This window comes from Chryseobacterium sp. WX (assembly GCF_029542485.1).
Lineage (GTDB): Bacteria > Bacteroidota > Bacteroidia > Flavobacteriales > Weeksellaceae > Chryseobacterium > Chryseobacterium cucumeris.
Genome location: NZ_CP120710.1, coordinates 3,006,258 through 3,025,700, shown reverse-complemented (window position 1 = coordinate 3,025,700; position 19,443 = coordinate 3,006,258). Strand labels below are relative to the sequence as shown.

Sequence of the window (19,443 nt, the reverse complement as noted above, 5' to 3'; positions counted from 1 at the left end):
ACCAATACTTATGGCTCACTCCATTACATGTTCGCCATTTCCGAACTCAAAGAAAATCTATGTTGAAGGAAAATTACATCCTATCAATGTAGCCATGCGTGAAATACAGCTTAGCCCCACTAAATTGACCAATGGCGGCTTTGAACATAATGTTCCGGTAACCATTTATGACACTTCGGGGCCTTATACCGATGAAAATGCAGTCATTGACATTCAGAAAGGGCTTCCAAGAATCAGAGAACAATGGATTCTGGATAGAAATGATGTGAATATCTTACACGGAATTACATCTGAATACGGCAAAGCGCGTTTGGCAGATCCTCGTCTTGATGAATTGAGGTTTTCCTATGATCATAAACCTAAAGTTGCACAGCAAGGAAAAGAAGTTACACAGCTTTACTATGCCAAACAGGGAATCATTACTCCGGAAATGGAGTATGTTGCCATCAGAGAAAATCAAAGAATAGAGCAGCTTGAATCCGTATCAAAAGAAATGGCTTTTCAGCATGCCGGACAAAGCTTTGGGGCGAATACTCCCAAAAGTAAAATCACCCCGGAATTTGTAAGAGACGAAATTGCTGCCGGAAGAGCTATTATTCCCAATAACATCAACCATCCGGAAAGCGAGCCGATGATTATCGGGAGAAATTTCCTGGTAAAGATCAATGCGAATATCGGAAACAGTGCCGTTTCATCCAGTATTGAAGAAGAAGTGGAAAAAGCAGTATGGGCCTGCCGATGGGGAGCAGATACCATTATGGACCTTTCAACCGGTAAAAATATTCACGAAACAAGAGAATGGATCATCAGAAATAGTCCGGTTCCGATTGGTACCGTTCCAATCTATCAGGCATTGGAAAAAGTAAAAGGTGTTCCTGAAGATCTTACATGGGAAATCTTCAGAGATACTTTGATTGAACAGGCTGAACAGGGAGTTTCTTATTTTACCATCCACGCAGGAGTTTTACTAAGATATATTCATCTGACAGCCAACAGAGTAACCGGAATTGTATCCAGAGGAGGATCGATTATGGCAAAATGGTGCTTATTTCATCATAAAGAAAGTTTCCTGTATACCCATTTTGAGGAGATTTGTGAAATCATGAAGAAATACGACGTAGCTTTCTCTCTGGGAGACGGTCTTCGTCCGGGATCTATTGCAGATGCCAATGATGCAGCGCAGTTTGCAGAACTGGAAACTTTAGGTGAACTCACTAAAATTGCCTGGAAACATAATGTACAGGTAATGATTGAAGGACCTGGGCATGTACCAATGCACATGATCAAAGAAAATATGGAAAAGCAATTGGAAGAATGCCATGAAGCTCCGTTTTATACCTTAGGCCCATTGACCACTGATATTGCACCGGGCTATGATCACATCACTTCAGGAATCGGTGCAGCCATGATCGGATGGTTTGGATGTGCGATGCTTTGCTATGTAACTCCGAAGGAACATTTAGGGCTTCCGAATAAAGACGATGTAAAAGTTGGAGTAATAACCTATAAGCTGGCGGCTCATGCTGCAGATTTGGCTAAAGGTCATCCGGGAGCACAGTACAGGGACAATGCATTGAGTAAAGCCAGATTTGAATTCAGATGGGAAGATCAGTTCAATCTTTCATTAGATCCAGAGACAGCAAGAGCTTATCATGATGAAACACTGCCTGCAGAAGGAGCAAAAATTGCCCATTTCTGTTCCATGTGCGGACCGAAATTCTGTTCCATGAAAATTACACAGGAAATTCGTGAATCAGCAGAACAAGGAATGCTTGATAAATCACAGGAGTTCATCGAAAAAGGGAAAGAAATTTATATATGATCCTGGTCATTACTCCTGAATTGATTGTCCCGAACGAGACAGATTTCATTAATCAGATGTTTCAGGAAGGTCTTGATCTGCTTCACATTCGTAAACCATGGATCAGCCGGAATGAAATGATTGAATTTATCACTCAGATTGATGAATTTTTTTATACACAGCTGGTTTTGCATACGTATTATGACCTTGGGAAAGAATTTACTATTTCAAGGTTTCATTTCAGAGAGATTGATCGGCAGGAAGAAATGTATAAGTCTTTTGCGAAAGAAAATACCATTTCAACTTCTGTACATGATATTAAAACCTACAATACTTTGGAAAAAGAATGGGAATATGCTTTCATAAGCCCGTTCTTTCCAAGTATCTCCAAAAAAGGATATGGATTGAATTCTACCATTAAAGAACAAATAAAACATCGGAACAATCCGGATGTAAAATTGATTGCTCTTGGAGGAATTCATCAGGATAATATTCATGAAGTTTTCGATTCAGATGCTGATGGAGCAGCTTTATTAGGTGCAATCTGGGAAAGTGAAGAACCTTTAAAAGTATTCAAAAAATGCAGGAACGTCCTTATGTCATAAGTATTGCAGGCTTCGATCCCAGTGGCGGAGCAGGCTTATTATCAGATAGCAAAACTTTTGAGCAATCAAAGGTGATGGGGCTTGGAGTGTGTACCGCATTAACCTTGCAAACTGCTTCGAAATGCCTGAATTTAGAATGGCGGCCTATAGATGAAGTAACTGAAGCGATTCAGGTGCTGATGGATAATTATTCCGTTTCAGCAGTGAAAATTGGAATAGTGAAGGATGCCGAATTTCTGGCTAAGATTGTAAAAACAGTTCAAAAAGGAAATCCTGAAGTGAAAATAGTTTGGGATCCCGTTCTGAAAAGTACTTCTGAATTTACATTTTTTAACCTTGAAACACTTCCTCAATTAAAAAGTACGGTTAATAAACTTAGTTTAATAACTCCTAATTATAACGAATACCACATTTTAAGAGGAGATAATCTTTTAGCGGATACAAATCAATGCTCATTACTGATCAAAGGAGGACACCGGAAAGATCATTTGGGAACGGATATTTTAGTTGAAAACGAAAAAGAAACTTTTTTACTCCCGTCCGAAGACAATACAATCTATTTTCCTAAACATGGTTCCGGCTGTGTTTTATCTTCAGCAATTACTGCAGAACTGGCGAAAGGCGAAAATATGGAGAAGGCATGCCGAAACGGAAAACGATACATCGAAAAATTTTTAAAAAGCAATCCCTCTTTATTGGGAGCGCATTCATAGAAAACATGGAAAAATTACAATACATATCACAAGGAAATACCCTGCAGGAACAGGAACTTTGTATTCGGAAAGCATTAGACAACGGGATCAAATGGGTACAGGTTCGATGGAAAAATGCTCCTGAAAACGAATTAATCAATCTTTGTGAAATTTCAAAACAACTTTGTTCAGAATATCAGGCGGTTTGTATTATCAATGACCATGTACAAATAGCCAAAGAAATAGATGCAGATGGTGTTCATTTAGGATTGAACGACAGTGCCATTGAAGAAGCAAGACTGATCTTAGACGAAAATAAAATAATTGGAGGAACGGCTAATACCCTTTCAGATGTCATTCAGAGAATCAAAGAATCTTGTGATTATATCGGTTTAGGACCATTGAGATTTACTACAACCAAAGAAAAACTAAGCCCTGTTCTGGGGTTTGAAGGCTACCAGGCTATCATTGATGGATTAGGAGAAAAATCAATAGACGTTCCCAAAATATTTGCCATCGGAAGTGTTACTCTCGAAGATATTTTACCGTTACAGGAAATCGGGATTTATGGTGTTGCTGTATCCGGACTTATTACCAGGCAGCCGACTATTATTAACGAACTAAAAAAAGTAATGATATGAACAATCAGAAATTAGAAATAGCAGGAAGAACTTTTGAATCAAGACTGTTTTTAGGAACAGGAAAATTCGGAAGTATGAGAGACATGGTGCAGTCTGTTATCGCATCAGAAACCACTATGGTGACAATGGCGCTTAAAAGAATTGATGCCCAATCCAGTGAGGACGATCTGCTTGATTCATTAAAAGAAACCAACGTTCACCTTCTGCCTAATACTTCCGGAGCAAGAACCGCCAAAGAAGCCGTATTGGCCGCTCAATTAGCCAGAGAAGCACTGGAAACAAACTGGGTAAAGCTGGAAATTCATCCGGATCCAAAATATTTACTTCCCGATCCAATTGAAACTCTATATGCCACGGAAGAATTGGCTAAATTAGGATTTATTGTCATGCCTTATATCCATGCCGATCCTGTTTTATGCAAACGTCTTGAAGATGCCGGAACAGCTGTAGTAATGCCGTTGGGGGCACCCATTGGAACCAATAAAGGATTGAGAACTCAGGACTTTCTGGAAATAATCATCAGTCAGAGTAATGTTCCTGTAGTGGTAGATGCCGGAATCGGGGCACCATCAGATGCTGCAAAAGCAATGGAAATGGGAGCAGATGCTGTTTTGGTGAATACTGCCATTGCTGTAGCCAGAAATCCGTTGAATATGGCTGTTGCTTTTAAAGAAGGTGTGATTGCAGGAAGAAGAGCCTTTGAATCTGGATTGGGAGCTATTGCCAACCATGCCGAAGCTTCAAGTCCGCTTACTTCATTTTTATTTGAATAAATCAAACTTATGAAAAGCTTTAAAGATGTTTTTGAAAACTATCAGTGGGATGAGGTGAAGAATAAGCTTGGAAAAGTAAGTCTGGCAGATGTAAGATACAGTCTTCAGAAAAAAAATAAAACTCTGGACGATTTCCTGAATCTCCTTTCACCAGCTGCCTCTCAGGAACTGGAACTTATGGCAGGAATGACGCAGATGCTTACCCAAAAACGATTTGGAAAAACCATTCAGCTGTATGCACCGCTGTATCTCAGTAATGAATGTCAGAATATCTGCACCTATTGCGGATTCAGTCTTGATAATCATCTGAAAAGAAAAACCCTCTCCGATACGGAACTGATGATTGAAGCATCTGTTCTGAAATCAATGGGAGTGAATCATGTGCTGCTGGTAAGTGGTGAAGCCAATAAAATAGTAGGAGTTCCTTACTTTCAGAATGCTGTCCGTAAGTTAAAGCCTCATTTTTCCAACATTTCCATTGAAGTTCAGCCCTTATTGGAAGAAGAATATAAGTTGCTTCATGAGGAAGGAGTATATTCCGTTTTAGTGTATCAGGAAACCTATCATCAGGATGTTTACAGAGAATATCACCCAAAGGGTAAAAAATCTAACTTCCATTTCCGTCTGGAAACTCCCGACAGGGTAGGAAGAGCAGGAATTCATAAAATTGGACTAGGAGTTCTTCTTGGACTTGAAGATTGGAGAGTTGACAGTTTTTTTAATGCATTACACATTGATTATCTTCAGAAACAATACTGGAAAAGTAAATTTTCTGTTTCCTTTCCAAGACTCAGACCGGCAGAAGGGATTATTGAACCTAATTTCATAATGGAGGACAAAGATCTTCTTCAATTGATCTGTGCGTATAGAATCTGGAATGAAGACCTTGAAATCTCCATTTCTACCAGGGAAAGTGAAGTGTTTAGGAATAATATTGTTTCTCTGGGAGCAACCGCTATGAGTGCAGGTTCAAAAACAAACCCCGGAGGATATGCGGTGGATAAAGAATCTCTGGAACAGTTTGAAACCAGTGACGAGCGAAGTATGGATGAAATTAAAATCATGATTAAAAAAGCAGGTTATGATCCTGTGATGAAAGATTGGGATTCCGTATATAACGGATTTTGAAATTTTAAAGCCATTAAGGATTTTGAAGGAGTGAAGTTGAATTAATAAAAATCGGAGATTTTTTAGATAGTATCTTTTTAAAGCGAAGCTTAACTTTCCTAAAAAAGCTAAAGAAACTTAATGGCTCAATTATCATAAAGTATGAAAAAAGAAGATCATTTTTCACGGTACAGCCGGCAGATATTTATTGAAGAAATAGGATTGGAAGGACAAAAGAAAATAAGTTCATCCAAAGTTCTTGTCATTGGGGCAGGAGGTTTGGGAAGTCCTGTTATTCAATATCTGGCTGCTGCAGGAGTAGGAACTTTAGGTGTTGCAGATTTTGATGAGGTTGAACTTCATAATCTGAACCGGCAGATTATCCATACCGAAAACAGAGTAGGATTATCCAAAGTGAAAAGTGCTGAAACCTTTGTAGGAGAACTCAATCACCAGATTACATTCATCGGTATTGAAGAAAAAATCAATGAAAATAATGCAGAGGTAATTCTGTCTCAATATGATGTTATTGTTGACGGCTCAGATAACTTTTCAACAAGATATCTGGTAAATGATACCTGCGTGAAACTGAAAAAGACTTTGGTTTATGGAAGTATTTTAGGGTTTTCAGGACAGGTTGCTGTATTTAATCATAGTGGAAGTAAAAATTTACGGGATATTTTCCCTGAACCGCCTTTCGATGAGGATGTGCCCGATTGTGACAGTCTTGGTGTATTAGGAGCTCTTCCCGGAATGATAGGCAGCATGATGGCTCTTCAGGCATTAAAAATTATCATAGATCTTCCGGTGAGTGTGAATCAAATGACATTGGTAGATACGATGAAGTGGAGATTTCAGACGATAGATTTCTGAAGTAAATGTAAACACTAATATCACTGATATTTTACCAAATAACACCATTTTAATATCAATAGAAAGAGGCAGTAAAATGATTACTGCCTCTTTTATTTATCTTGGAAAGGATTATTGTGCCTGCTGCATTACGCCACCGTTATCCTCTTTTTTAGTCTGGTTAAGGATATTCGGATCCTCTTTTGCCAGTTTATTTCTTGTCGGAATTTTGTAGTTGATAGAAAGTCCGAAATTTCTTGTATCATATTTACTGCTGATCATTACAGGAGTTCCTGATGGAGGATTAGAACGTACCTGCATCATCTGTCCGTTGAAAATATCATTTGCAAAAACAGAAAGTGTCAGACGATTGTTCATAAACTTTTTCGTCAGCGTAATATCAAGCGAGTTGTTGAACGGTTTTTCTGCCGTAAAGTAGAAATATCCTGCTTTGGGTGTCAGATAGCTGTAATTAGCTGTCATTTTGATGTCCTTAGGCAAAAGAATTTGCGTCATGATATTGAAAATCCAGAACCCTTTATTATTCAGATTGTCAATTTCATGTTTCTGATAACCGGCATATAAGTACATGAAGTTAATTTTATCAGGGTTGAAATCAAACTTCATAATCTCACTCATAGGCTTACTGAAAATCATAAAAGGAACCGGCAATCCCACGTTGAAGTTGTGAATTTTCATATTTGAAATATTCACCTGCTCGTTGTAGAGTTTTCTTCCGTCTTTTCGGATGATCTGTGCCACCTGATTGCTTGCCGAACTTACACTATATCCGATAAATGCATAATCAAAAGCTGAAATTTTCAATTCATAATTATCAAAAATAGTAGGTTGTAGATTCGGGTTACCGTTTACTTCTGTACTGGGTCCTGAGAACGTCACGTTGTTCGGGTTAAGGGCAGAAATACTCGGCAGACTGATTTTTCTGTTGTAATTCGCGGCAATATAAACCTGATTCATCATGTTATACTGCACGCTTGCATTAGGGAAAAATTTAAACTTATTGAAAGGAATTAAATTAGCCTCTACCAGTTTTGCATCTTTATCAAAATATCTTGTTACTCCGGAAATATCATAGTTCTCAGCACGGGAACCTAATGTGAAATCAAATTTTTTCAATTTAGCCTGAAACTCTAAGTAGGTAGAAGCTGTCTGTCTTTGATATTCCAGATTGGTCAGGCCAAAACTTTTCGTATCATAATCCTGTCTTTCATATAACCCACCAAAACTTACCTTTCCGCCATCAAGAAGTTTGATTGGCTGTGCATAATCTACTTTCAGGTTCGCGATATTCATCACAGATTTATTGTTCAGAATATCTTTTAATCCGTTGGTAGGGCTATCAAGAGGTTCATTGGGATAGTTTACAAATGTTCCATCCTGAAAATAATTATCCTGAGAAAACTTGCTGTCTGATTTTGTATACCCAAACTGGAAATCAAGTTTTTGAGATTTGTCAGCAAAACGTTTCTGATACGTTACCACGGCTTCCTGTCTTAAAGTATTGGTATGGGCAACATCCGAAGAAGTGTAAAAAGCTTCTCTTAAATCCTTCGGGTTTCTCTTGAACGGTAGATCTCCATGTCCGTCACTTAAAGTATAGTTATCATTATTGTTGTGATAAATATCGTAGTTCAATAATAATCTGTCCTGTCCTAAATCAAAAGTCAATCCGGATTTTGCAAAATATCCGCGTGCATATCGATCGGTATGGCTTGTTAGAAGCTCATCCTGCTGGCCATTCAGCATACTTTCACGGTAATTTTGCCCCACATTCAGCTGCCACCCAAAATATTTATTTCTGGCGTTTAAGTTAACAGAGTTTGTGGTTCTGCTTCTGAATTTATCATAATTCGTGAAAGAATAATTTCCAGAATAGGTAGCAGTTAAATATTTATTAGCGTTTTTGTTGGTGATGATATTCATAATTGCACCTCCGGAAGTGGCCGGAAACTCAGCACCAGGCTGAGTAATCACTTCAATCCTTTCTACAGAATTGGCAGGCATTCCTTCCAGGAAGGAGTTCAGTTCATTGGACGTAATGTTCAACGGTCTTCCGTTAAGATATACTTCCAGCATTTTTCCCTGATACATCATCCCTGCGATGTCTGTAGATACAAGCCCGGGAAGTTTTTTAATTCCTTCCAGAACGTTTCCGTTATTGAGCTGAGGTTGTTCAGAAAAATCAAAAATAGTACGGTCAGCCTTTTGTTCAACGGCTTTTTTAGTTTTGGTGATCACTACACCTTCAATTTGTTTCTCTTTAGGAGTGCTATTGGTCTTTTCCTGAGAGAAAACCAGCATAGAACTTACCAGAGATAAAGCGAATATAGTTTTTTTCATAATGTTTTTACTACTATTCGGTTAGACGATGAAAAATAAATTTTGTTACAGTCAGCACAGTAATTTATTTATTTTAATGAAGAAAATTCAATAAAATCATATTCTGCAGAAGAAGTAAAAAGTTGCCTTAATACAGCCGCATGGCCATTTCCTGCAATAACAAGAATTCTGTCTTCATTATTATGAGGAATGTTTTGAATATTGCGGAACATTCTCAGATTCCTGCTGTACCAATAGAGAGCAAGCATATCTGCACCATCATATTCTCTCAGTTTAAAATCTCCGCTCAGATAAGCCCCATATCCATATTGATGGCTTTCTTTGGAATTCATATAAATAAAAGTGTCTAAGAGCGATTTGAAATTTTTAGGTTCAGAACTCTTGAAAAACCTGTTAAATTGTTGAGAAATTGCATCATTACTTCTAAAATCATACTCTTTGCTGAGGGTATTAAAAAATGAAGAATCGCTTTTTCCAAACTTCTTCTGAAGATCATCCCAAATAGATTCCGCATCAATGCTGAACAGTTCTTTTATTTTAAGGTCCCTGGCGATTCTCATAGCAAGCTGATAACGTTCGTCTCTTTTGTCCCGGTGTTTGCCGTCATTGTATTCCTTAAGCTTTTGATTAGCATTCCAGCTTGGCCAGGCCTCAATTGCAATTTTTGTTGGCTTAAATCTTTTGATATATTCTACAAGCTCGGTGACTTCATTTGAAGTTTTAGGAGAAAGTACATCTATCTGATCTTCTGTATTGATTTTATTGGCATCAAGATTTGGGTAATCAAAATGAAATGATCCGACAACCAAAACTTTTGTCTTTGGATTTTTAAAATAATCGGAAGGTTTTTTTTGAGCAAACACTGATGTAGACATGAATACAAGAAAAATATAAATAAAAGTTTTCATGATTTTATTTTTTAATTAATATTACATTATTATTGTGCACGGTTTTTCTCTTCGAAATTCACCGTTCTGTTATTTGATTTTACTTTCTGATTTCCAAAATTATAAGTGATGCTGAGTGTCATTCTTCTGGCATCCCAATAGTTGTTGAAGGACTGTGTGTTATCGGTAAAGTACATATCAGCCCTTAATCCGGATTGTCTGAAAATATCACTCACTGAAAGATTGACCTGAAGTGCCTTTTCTGCAAAGCTCATCTTTAATCCTGCATCCAGGCTTGCACTGTTTTTCGCAGAAAAATATCCGTCTCTGGAAGGAAGATTGTTCCAGTAGTTGACAAATAGCATAAATGTTTTTGCCTTATTCAGCTGGAAGGTATTGTTCAAAGAAAAATAAAATGACTGTCCATTTTTAGCAACCAGATTGAATCTTGTAATCTGAGTTTCATTATAGCTGAAGGAAGTAGAGATATTACTTTCCCAGATTTTGAAATAGGTGTTCGTATAATTGAGATTGATTCCGTAAACATTCTGACTATAATAGTTTTCGTAGGTACTGACAAGGTTAATCCCATTCAGAAAGGAAATCTGGTCAAAATTATTCGTTGTTCTCTGATAATAAAGATTGGTAGAAAATTTACTTTTAAAAATATAATTGAATTCGATGTTATGATTGAAAGATGGCTGCAGACTTGGATTTCCTGTATAATACGTATTGGGATTAGAATACCATCGGAACGGATCTAAAGCTCGGAAGTAAGGCCGGTTGATTCTTCGTGAATAATTAATACTGAACTGATTGTTTTCATTGGCTTTATAAGAGACATAAGCTGTTGGGAAAAACTTTCCGTAATTATTCTCCGATTTTGATTGCGTAGTAGGAGAGAAGCCGCTTGTTTGTGAATATTCATAACGAAGTCCGGCCTTTACAGACCATTTTTCACCTAGGTCCTTACTGGCACTGATATAAGCTGCATAATTCTTTTCATCATAATCAAAAAGATTACTCTTTGCCGGATCTATGATATAATTCCCATTGGTGAAATTAAAATATTCTATATCTGAATTATTAGAAAACTGGCTGTATTTCGTACCTGTTTCCAATTGAATTTTTTTGAAATTTAAAGTCAAGTCTGCTTGTCCGGAGTATATTTTATAATCTACCGTAGAGCGATTTCTAACGATCTGAGTGGCATTAGTGGCAAGATTTTTTGTTGTAAAATTAACTTCAGTATCGGGCAAATTTCCATAATAATTAGATCCGAAACTAAGTTTATGTTCACCCAGTTTTTGATCAAAATAGAGATTAAGCATTTGGGTAGTAAAAGGAGACCGATGCTTTGAATCTGTCTCTGTTTGCAAAGTAGACGTACCATCTGTAAAGTAACTTTGTGTCGAATTGATATCCATATTGGTATGTCCTTTTGTAATGTCGTATACCAATCCTATATTGGAACTTTTAGAAAGAGAATAGTCGAAATTGGCATTCAGCCCAAGTCCGTCATTCATATCTCTTCTGTCATCCTTGCTGACAGAAGAATTTTGGCCGATAATATTATATTTTTCTACCGATCTTTTATCTCCGTCATATCCCGTCACCTTTACAGAAGCTTTTATCTTCTCGTTTTGATAATTTACTCCTGCCACACTGCTGAAACCGGCATATGTTTTTTGAGTATAATTGGAATTCAGATAGCCGCTCCATCCAAGATTCTGATTCTTTTTGAGGATGATATTAATAATTCCGCTGTTTCCCTGAGCTTCATATTTAGCAGGTGGAGTCGTAATCACTTCTATTTTCAAAATATTTTCAGAACGAATATTTCTCAGATAATTGATGAGTTCTGATCCGGAAAGATTCAGCATCCGGTCATTCACCATTACAGAAACCCCATTCTTTCCGGCAATAGAAAGAAGTCCTTTGTTTTCATCCACCTGCAATAAAGGAGTTCCCGCCAGAACCTCAGTCCCTGAGCTTCCCTGTGAAAGCATTGAGTTCTGAACGTTGTAAACAAGACGATCCACTTTACGTTCTACCAGAACTTTTTTACCATTCACCGTCACTGCTTCAATTTTGTTGACGTTAATAGTGTCTTTTGTTTGTGCTGCTGTTAAAGAACAAATCAAGGTAGCTATAAATAAAAAATCTTTTTTCATGGAATATTAATGACAGATTAAAATAATGGTTGTGTTAAATTTCTCTCACAAAAGTATTGGAAGGGCTTCTGAATGGAAAGAGCATTTAGATGAAGGGCAACATTATGCGTGTCAAAAAAGTTTCATCGGAAAAAAACAGGTTTTTATCGAAAAGAGTAGATGGAGTATCGCTACAGTGATTTATATTTGAATATGAATAAAAAGCAAATTATCTGGCTTCAGATTTTTTATTGGTGTTTCAATTTTATAGGGAACAACATTACGCCTTATTTCTTTTTCCCTGAGCGAAGGGGATTTGAAACTTATGTGCTGAACTTTACCTATTTTATTACTGAAATCTCTACTTTTTATCTTTTGTATCTTGTTATTATTCCGAAAGTATTAAATCTTGAGAAACTTTATTCTGCAGTTTTAGTTTTTTTAATCTCTATATTAAGCTTTGGTGTCATTCGGTATGGAATAGAAGAAGTACTGCTTCCAATTACTCTTGGTTTCAGAAATTATAATAAAGATACCGGACTTTTATATTATTTGACAGATAATATTTACAATGCTTCACTGACGGTTTTCATTGTCGGAATTTTGTGGATCGTGGAGAAATACGGAGTTGCTGAAAATGATAAAAAACAACTTCTGATTGAAAAAAAACAGGCAGAGTTACAGGCACTGAAGACTCAGATCAATCCTCATTTTATTTTTAATTCATTAAATAATATTTACTCTTTGGTGTATCAAAAGTCAGATAAAGCACTTCCGGCCATTGAAGAACTTGGGCAATTGCTGAGATACAGTACCAAAGATCTTGAAAAAGACTCAATTTCTTTGGATAAGGAAATTGGATATATAGACAGTCTGATTGCGCTGGAGAAGCTTAGAATCAGAAATCCTGAACTGTTGAGTATACAAAAGGATATTCAACACCCTCATCTGAAGATCTCACCCATGCTGTTGGTTCCTTTTGTTGAGAATGCCTTTAAACATGGTGATTTTCGTGATAAAGGTTTTGATATGAAAATTTCAGATCATGATAAGGTGCTGCATTTTTATCTTTTAAATTTTAAAACACAGAAAATGAAAGACACCGTTTCTGGAATAGGAATTCAGAATGTGAAAAAAAGACTGGAAATATTGTATCCTAAACACCAGCTTGAGATCAAAGATTCGGAGACGGAATTTATTGTAGACTTAAAAATTGATTTAAGGGATGAATAAGATAAAATGCATCATTGTGGATGATGAGCCACTGGCCATCTCTCTTCTGGAACATTATGTAGAGAAGATTCCCTTTCTTGAATTGGTATTTTCAACAGAGAATCCTATTCTGGCCTTGGAGTATCTGCAAAAAAATGATTCCGACCTCATCTTTCTTGATATTCAGATGCCTGAGCTTACAGGAATCAATTTTATGAAGATTGTAGGACCTGATCAAAAGTATATTCTGACAACGGCTTATTCAGAGTATGCCTTGGAAGGATATGAGCATAATGTAGTGGATTACCTGCTGAAGCCTATTTCATTTGAAAGATTTCAAAAGAGTGTATTAAAGGCTCAGGAGCGATTTTCTTTTCCACAGGAAGAAAATACCCATTTCTTTGTAAAATCTTCCGGGCAGAGGCATCGTATCGGCTTTCAGACGATTCTTTATATTGAAAGTATAAAAGACTATGTCAATATCCGGACTGAAAATGATGAGTTTATCGTTCTGGATACTCTTAAATCAATGGAAAACCAGCTTCCTGCAACATTTGTTCGGATTCATAAATCTTTCATCGTCAACCTGGATAAAGTCAAAAGTATTGGAGCGAAAAAAGTGATTCTTCCTGAATACGAGATTCCTATTGGAGAAAGTTATAGGGCAGGCCTTTTGGATAGATTAAAGTGATGGAATATCATGATATTCATTTGAAACAGGTTCCTAAAACCTGTAAAGTTTAGAATATTTACCAAGTTCAGACCAAGTAAGTTGAAATAAAAAAAGACGACTTCAGTTGAAGCCGCCTTTCTATTAATTAATCTAACAATTAATCTTATTTTTCCTGTTGTTTGATCAGATTTAGCGCTGAACCGGCCTTAAACCAATCAATTTGCTGATCATTGTAAGTATGGTTGGCCATAATGATATCTTTAGTTCCATCGGTATGAATGAATTCTAAAGTCAGTTGTTTTCCTGGAGCGAATTGATCAAGATCTAAGAAATTAACAACATCATCTTCTAGGATCTTGTCATAGTCTGCCTCATTAGCGAAAGTAATTCCAAGCATTCCCTGTTTTTTAAGGTTCGTTTCGTGGATTCTCGCGAATGATTTTACCAATACAGCTTTCACACCAAGATGTCTTGGTTCCATGGCTGCGTGTTCTCTGGAAGAACCTTCACCATAGTTCTGATCTCCTACAACAATTGTTGGAATACCTGCCGCTTTATAAGCTCTTTGTACAGCCGGAACTTCACCGTATTCACCGGTTAATTCATTTTTAACTTTATTGGTTTCCATGTTGTAAGCATTCACTGCTCCAATCAACATGTTGTTTGAAATATTATCCAGGTGACCTCTGTATTTCAGCCATGGTCCAGCCATAGAAATGTGGTCGGTAGTACATTTTCCGAAAGCTTTGATCAATACTCTTGCTCCGGTAATGTTTTTACCATCCCATGCAGGGAATTCTTCCAATAACTGAAGTCTGTCTGAAGTTGGGCTTACATTCACAACAACTTTAGAACCGTCCTCTGATGGAGCCTGGTATCCGTTGTCGTCTACAGCAAATCCTTTTGAAGGAAGTTCGAAACCTTTAGGCTCGTTAAGTTTTACCTGTTCGCCAGCTTCGTTCGTTAAAGTATCAGTAATCGGGTTAAAGTCCAGTCTTCCTGAGATCGCTACAGCAGCTACCATTTCAGGAGAAGCTACAAATGCGTGGGTGTTTGGGTTACCGTCAGCTCTTTTTGCAAAGTTTCTGTTGAAAGAATGGATAATAGAGTTTTTCTCTCCTTTTTCCGCACCTTCTCTGTCCCATTGTCCGATACATGGTCCACAAGCGTTGGTAAAGATTCTTGCGTTTTCAAATTTTCTGAAAGAATCTAAGAATCCGTCTCTTTCCGCTGTAAATTTCACCTGCTCAGAACCAGGGTTGATTCCTAAGATTGCTTTAGGTTTTACCCCTTTTGACACTGCATCCTCTACAATGGATGCAGCTCTTGATAAATCTTCATAAGAAGAGTTGGTACAAGAACCGATAAGTGCCCATTCCACTTCTAACGGCCATCCGTTAGCTTCAGCTTTAGCTCTGAATTCAGCCACTGGAGTTGCTAAGTCCGGAGTGAAAGGTCCGTTTAAGTGAGGAGTCAGTTCAGAAAGGTTGATTTCTATTAATTGATCGAAATATTGTTCAGGGTTAGCATATACTTCAGCATCACCTGTTAAGTGCTCTGCAATTTTATCAGCGGCATCTACTACGTCCTGTCTTCCTGTAGCGGAAAGATATCTTCTCATAGAATCATCATATCCGAAAGTAGACGTGGTAGCCCCGATTTCAGCACCCATGTTACAGATCGTACCTTTACCCGTTGCGGAAAGAGATTCTGCACCTTCACCGAAATATTCCACGATACATCCTGTACCTCCCTTTACGGTAAGAATTCCGGCAACTTTTAAGATCACGTCTTTTGCAGAAGTCCATCCATTCATTTTACCGGTTAATTTTACCCCGATAAGTTTAGGCATTTTAAGCTCCCAGGCCATTCCTGCCATTACGTCTACCGCATCAGCACCTCCTACACCAATGGCTACCATTCCCAATCCGCCGGCGTTTACCGTGTGCGAGTCGGTACCAATCATCATTCCTCCAGGGAAGGCATAATTTTCCAGTACAACCTGGTGAATGATACCTGCTCCCGGTTTCCAGAATCCGATTCCGTATTTATCGCATACAGAGCTTAAGAAGTTGAATACTTCGGAGTTTTTGTTGATCCCTTCCTGTAAGTCTTTGTCGGCACCTACTTTAGCCTGGATAAGGTGATCCGCGTGAGCAGTAGAAGGAACAGCCACTTTAGCTTTTCCTGCCTGCATAAACTGTAAAAGTGCCATCTGTGCGGTAGCATCCTGCATCGCTACTCTGTCCGGTGCAAAGTCCACATAAGAGTTTCCTCGTTCATACGCTTGTGTAGCATTTCCTTCCCAAAGGTGGGTGTAAAGGATTTTTTCTGAAAGGGTAAGAGGTTTTCCCACGATTTGTCTTGCTGCTGCAATTCTTTCAGGGTAACGTTCGTACACCTTTTTGATCATATCAATATCAAAAGTCATATCGTATTTTAGTTTTGTTCTTGTTCCGTTAATGCTTCTTTTCCCTGTGTTGAAAAAGAAAATCACTTATCTATGCATCAAAAAACGTTCCTATAATCCATAAACAGGGTGTTTTTGATTCTGAAATCAATAGATTTTATAACTTTCAATTTAAGAAAAATTAGAATTTATTTTCCAGCTTTTATCGAAAAAAAAACGTAATTATCTTAAAATAGAAACGTTCTAAACAAAAAATTGGAAGATTTTAAATCCTTAAGGACTAAAATCTTCCAATAATATAGTTATTCAATAGTCTTGCGACTTATTATCAATCTCTTAGTGAGCGCTTGTACTTGTTAATTCTTTAATAGAAGGAACGAAAGTAGTAAGGTCGATTCCTTCCACTGCAGCTTTGTACTCATCAATGCTAGGAATTCTTCCGATAATCGCAGAAAGAACAACAACCGGAGTTGAAGCAAGCAGAGATTCTCCTTTTTTACGTTCAGAATCTTCCACTACTCTTCCCTGGAAAAGACGGGTAGATGTTGCTAAAACAGTATCTCCTTTAGCTGCTTTTTCCTGGTTACCCATACAAAGGTTACATCCAGGACGCTCAAGGTACATCACGTTTTTATATTCAACACGGGCCTCTCCTTTTGGAGCGTTATCATCAAATTCAAAAGCTGAATATTTTTCTAATAATTCCCAGTCTCCTTCTGCCTTTAATTCATCAATGATGTTGTAAGTAGGGGCTGCTACTACAAGAGGAGCACTGAATTCTACCTTACCTTGTTGCTTTTCAATGTTTCTAAGCATTTGAGAAACAATCTTAAGGTCTCCTTTGTGGACCATACAAGATCCTACGAAACCAAGGTCTACTTTTTTCTCACCACCATAGTAAGAAAGATCTCTGATGGTATCGTGAGTATATCTCTTGGATACATCATCATTGTTTACATCCGGGTCAGCAATCATTGGCTCGACAATTACGTCAAGATCTACAACTACTTCAGCGTAATATTTAGCATTTGAATCCGGAGTTAAAGCAGGTTTTTCTCCTGATCTGATCTCTTCAATTCTCTTATTTGCTTTGTCAATTAATCCCTGAAGAACTTTATTGTGGTTATCCATACCCTTATCGATCATGATCTGGATTCTGCCTTTTGCAATTTCCAGTGATTCGATCAAAGTATTATCTTCAGAAATGTTGATAGAAGCTTTTGCTTTCATCTCAGCAGTCCAGTCTGTAAATGTAAATGCCTGATCAGCAGGAAGTGTTCCGATGTGAACCTCAATGATTCTACCCTGGAATACGTTTTCTCCTCCAAACTGCTTCAACATCTGAGCCTGTGTTGCATGAACCACATCACGGAAATCCATGTGTTCTTTCATGTTTCCTTTGAAGGTTACTTTTACAGATTCCGGAATTGGCATTGATGCTTCACCTGTAGCCAAAGCAAGAGCCACAGTTCCTGAGTCTGCTCCGAAAGCTACTCCTTTGGACATTCTTGTGTGAGAGTCACCACCAATGATGATGGCCCACTCGTCAACAGTGATGTCATTAAGAACTTTGTGGATAACGTCAGTCATGGCGTGGTATTCACCTTTCGGGTCACGGGCTGTAATCAGTCCGAACTCGTTCATGAATTTCATCAGCTTAGGAATGTTAGCCTGAGCTTTTTTATCCCAAACGGAAGCGGTGTGACATCCTGACTGGTAAGCTCCGTCTACAGTAGGAGAGATTACAGTTGCGGCCATAGATTCAAGCTCCTGAGCAGTCATAAGCCCTGTGGTATCCTGTGAACCTACAATATTCACTTTGACACGAACGTCTGATCCTGCGTGCAGAACTTTTCCTGGGGTAGTTCCCACAGCATTTCTGTTGAAAATCTTTTCTACAGCAGTAAGTCCCTGTCCTTCATGAGAAATTTCTTTTGAAGGAGCAAAAACCGTCGGCGCTTCAATACCTAAAACCTGAGCAGCAAATGTCTGTAGTTTTTTACCAAATACGACCGCGTAAGATCCTCCTGCTCTGATGAATTCCATCTTTTGCGGAGTGAAAGATTTGGTAAGGTCGATCAGTTCCTGGTCGCCGTTATATAATTTCTTTTCTTTTGTATTGATTGTTAAAACAGTTCCTGTTGCTACTGAATATGCTTCTTCAAGAACAATGTCACCGTTTTCATTACGAACCGGGTTTCCGTTTTCGTCAACTTTCTTTACCCAGTTTTTAAGGTCAATACCGATACCTCCGGTAACGTCTACTGTGGTAAGGAAGATCGGAGAAATACCGTTTGTTCCTCCTACAATAGGAGCAATGTTAACGAATGGTACATATGGGCTGGCCTGTTTTCCTGTCCAAAGAGCCACGTTGTTTACTCCGGACATTCTGGATGATCCAACACCCATTGTTCCTTTTTCAGCGATCAGCATAACGCTTGCATCAGGATGCTTTGCCTGTAAAGCTTTGATTTCTTCCTGAGCTTCAGGAGTGATCATACATTTTCCATGAAGTTCACGGTCTGATCTTGAGTGAGCCTGATTACCCGGAGAAAGTAAATCTGTAGAAATATCTCCTTCACCAGCAATATAAGTAACTACTTTAATTTCTTCAGCAACTTCAGGAAGTTTAGTGAAGAATTCAGCTTTTGCGTAGCTTTCAAGGATTTCTTTTGCAATTTCGTTTCCGCTGTTGAATGCTTCTTTCAGACGGTTCGTATCTGCTTCATAAAGGAAAACCTGAGTTTTAAGAACGTTGGCAGCTTCTTTGGCAATCGCTGCATCATTACCTAAAGCAAGGTCCAGCAGCACCTCAATAGAAGGTCCGCCTTTCATATGAGATAATAATTCAAAGGCAAATGCCGGGGAAATTTCTTCTACTACGGATTCACCCAGAATAATTTCTTTTAAAAATTTTGCTTTTACTCCCGCTGCACTTGTTGTTCCGGGTAGTGTGTTATAAATGAAAAATTTAAGAGAGTCCGGTCGGTCAGCATTACCTGAATCTTTAATTTGTGCAATGATTTCGCTTAGTAATTCAGCACCATCAATTGGCTTTGGATGAAGCCCCTGGGTTTTTCTTTCTTCAATCTCTTTGATGTAATCCTTATAAATACTCATAATAGAAGGTCTTTCAAAATTAAAGGTAGGCCTGCTTTTTCTTTACCGGGGTGTATAAATACAATTAATGACATTTTGAGTTCTCGCATTTTGATGCAACATTAACCGAATAAAGTCAGCATAATCTACACTTTTTCAAAAGTTTTTTAAAATTAT

General features: G+C 37.9%; 14 protein-coding genes. 9 read left to right on the top strand and 5 right to left on the bottom strand.

The genetic code is table 11. The features are described 5' to 3' along the window. Positions 1-10: 10 nt before the first annotated feature. From thiC to PZ898_RS13545, 7 genes are all read left to right on the top strand, one after another. A complete protein-coding gene (thiC, locus tag PZ898_RS13575) occupies positions 11-1,822 on the top strand; it encodes a phosphomethylpyrimidine synthase ThiC (protein ID WP_277693556.1) in 1,812 nt (603 codons plus the stop codon). After that, on the top strand, positions 1,819-2,406 hold the full coding sequence (locus PZ898_RS13570; protein WP_277693555.1) for a thiamine phosphate synthase: 588 nt from the start codon (positions 1,819-1,821) through the stop codon (positions 2,404-2,406). The genes thiC and PZ898_RS13570 overlap by 4 nt, the downstream gene beginning before the upstream one ends. Beyond that, a complete protein-coding gene (locus PZ898_RS13565; RefSeq protein WP_277693554.1) occupies positions 2,382-3,119 on the top strand; it encodes a hydroxymethylpyrimidine/phosphomethylpyrimidine kinase in 738 nt (245 codons plus the stop codon). Before PZ898_RS13570 ends, PZ898_RS13565 begins: the two co-directional genes overlap by 25 nt. A gap of 5 nt (positions 3,120-3,124) precedes the next feature. After that, positions 3,125-3,739 (top strand): thiamine phosphate synthase, encoded by a 615-nt coding sequence (locus PZ898_RS13560; protein WP_123277645.1) that lies wholly within the window; start codon positions 3,125-3,127, stop codon positions 3,737-3,739. Next, positions 3,736-4,512, top strand: coding sequence for a thiazole synthase (locus PZ898_RS13555; protein WP_062676001.1), 777 nt, complete (start codon positions 3,736-3,738; stop codon positions 4,510-4,512). The genes PZ898_RS13560 and PZ898_RS13555 overlap by 4 nt, the downstream gene beginning before the upstream one ends. 9 nt (positions 4,513-4,521) lie before the next feature. Next, positions 4,522-5,640: a 2-iminoacetate synthase ThiH gene (thiH, locus tag PZ898_RS13550; RefSeq protein WP_277693553.1), complete on the top strand. Its 1,119-nt coding sequence runs from the start codon at positions 4,522-4,524 to the stop codon at positions 5,638-5,640. Between the two features lie 141 nt (positions 5,641-5,781). Further along, a complete protein-coding gene (locus tag PZ898_RS13545) occupies positions 5,782-6,492 on the top strand; it encodes a HesA/MoeB/ThiF family protein (protein WP_123277647.1) in 711 nt (236 codons plus the stop codon). 111 nt (positions 6,493-6,603) lie between these two features. Here PZ898_RS13545 and PZ898_RS13540 read toward each other — a convergent pair whose 3' ends face one another. From PZ898_RS13540 to PZ898_RS13530, 3 genes are all read right to left on the bottom strand, one after another. Further along, the gene (locus PZ898_RS13540; protein ID WP_277693552.1) at positions 6,604-8,832 is read right to left on the bottom strand and encodes a TonB-dependent receptor; all 2,229 of its coding nucleotides are present in this window, start codon (positions 8,830-8,832) and stop codon (positions 6,604-6,606) included. A gap of 68 nt (positions 8,833-8,900) precedes the next feature. Beyond that, entirely contained in the window at positions 8,901-9,740 is an 840-nt protein-coding gene (locus tag PZ898_RS13535; RefSeq protein ID WP_277693551.1) for a DUF5694 domain-containing protein, read from the bottom strand. A gap of 29 nt (positions 9,741-9,769) precedes the next feature. After that, positions 9,770-11,893 carry an outer membrane beta-barrel family protein gene (locus PZ898_RS13530; protein WP_277693550.1) on the bottom strand — a complete coding sequence of 708 codons (2,124 nt, stop codon included), beginning with the start codon at positions 11,891-11,893 and terminating at the stop codon, positions 9,770-9,772. Positions 11,894-12,085: 192 nt separating this feature from the next. Between PZ898_RS13530 and PZ898_RS13525 the strand changes: the two genes are divergently transcribed. Next, the gene (locus PZ898_RS13525; RefSeq protein ID WP_277693549.1) at positions 12,086-13,105 is read left to right on the top strand and encodes a histidine kinase; all 1,020 of its coding nucleotides are present in this window, start codon (positions 12,086-12,088) and stop codon (positions 13,103-13,105) included. Next, positions 13,098-13,775, top strand: a complete 678-nt coding sequence (locus tag PZ898_RS13520) for a LytTR family DNA-binding domain-containing protein (RefSeq protein WP_062675994.1) — start codon at positions 13,098-13,100, stop codon at positions 13,773-13,775. The genes PZ898_RS13525 and PZ898_RS13520 overlap by 8 nt, the downstream gene beginning before the upstream one ends. Before the next feature lie 145 nt (positions 13,776-13,920). On the opposite strand, the gene PZ898_RS13515 is transcribed toward PZ898_RS13520, so the two are convergent. Together PZ898_RS13515 and PZ898_RS13510 are read right to left on the bottom strand one after the other, a co-directional pair. Next, the gene (locus tag PZ898_RS13515) at positions 13,921-16,188 is read right to left on the bottom strand and encodes an aconitate hydratase (RefSeq protein WP_277693548.1); all 2,268 of its coding nucleotides are present in this window, start codon (positions 16,186-16,188) and stop codon (positions 13,921-13,923) included. A gap of 315 nt (positions 16,189-16,503) precedes the next feature. Next, a complete protein-coding gene (locus PZ898_RS13510; protein WP_062675993.1) occupies positions 16,504-19,287 on the bottom strand; it encodes a bifunctional aconitate hydratase 2/2-methylisocitrate dehydratase in 2,784 nt (927 codons plus the stop codon). Positions 19,288-19,443 lie beyond the last annotated feature (156 nt).